This is a genomic window from Proteiniphilum sp. X52 (assembly GCF_003712195.1).
GTDB lineage: Bacteria > Bacteroidota > Bacteroidia > Bacteroidales > Dysgonomonadaceae > Proteiniphilum.
Genome location: NZ_RDSD01000075.1, coordinates 1 through 905, shown reverse-complemented (window position 1 = coordinate 905; position 905 = coordinate 1). Strand labels below are relative to the sequence as shown.

Below are 905 nucleotides of genomic sequence, written 5' to 3'. Positions count from 1 at the left end.
CCGCTGGTGTATATCGACCAAGACGGGGAGTTTTGGTGGTTTTTTGTTGCCGCGTTCGTATTTTTCACTGAACCGGGTTACCAAATACAAAAATACATTTCGCCCGTAGCTATAAAAATAGATTTGAGATTCGGCACACATCAAAAAGCAATTGGATTTGATGTTTCCGTTGGAATACCCAAGCTGGCACCGATAGCCGGCAGGTTGGAATACGGGAAATCCTATTTCTGGAAAAATTACGGTAACTATCAAGGCTGGGAAACCCGGAAAGGATGGGAAGCAAGCGCGTTTGGCGGATTAGCCACCTATTCACGAACCCAATTCGAAGCCGGGGAGTTTTCTCAAACAGTGGGCAGGATTAGCTTAGGAATCCCGTCATTTCTGGGGCTTGATGTCTCGAATGATTTATGGGGTGATGGCGGAGACAGGTTTAGAACATCCCACGTCAGGTTAAATTTCGGGCCATTGAGAATGGGGCAGGCATTGTTTACGGGAGATCCGGGATTGAAAAATAGACAAACTGAGAACATTAATGGTAAAGAAACTTATGTCAAAAGTCCCTACGGTGATCCCGATAAATACCGCCACGGCACTTTCTATTTGGGTTTTGGCCCGGTTGAGGTTGGATGGGATTCCGAAAAAACCCGGAATTTTTTTCAAAACCTCGTAGTGCACAATTTAATAGGTTCCCCCTATTTCAAGGATTTAAGCAATCTACCCCAATACCGCAGAAAGCGCCCTTTTATACAATTCGGATGGGGGCCAATGTGGTAACACTAAAAAACAGAAGATTATGAAATATTTATTTTTATTATTTATGTTACTCAGTATAAGTTGCGCATGCAGTAAATTGCTTTTTGGCAGTGAAGAGTTAACTTTGCCCAAACAGCCCTATACCGGTAATG

1 protein-coding gene is annotated in these 905 nt (G+C 43.4%); it reads left to right on the top strand.

Features of this window, described 5'->3' with window-relative positions; all coding sequences use genetic code 11:
• Positions 1-774: polymorphic toxin type 23 domain-containing protein (locus D7D25_RS17700; RefSeq protein ID WP_148038989.1), on the top strand; the 774-nt coding region annotated here is incomplete at its 5' end.
• Positions 775-905: the final 131 nt, after the last annotated feature.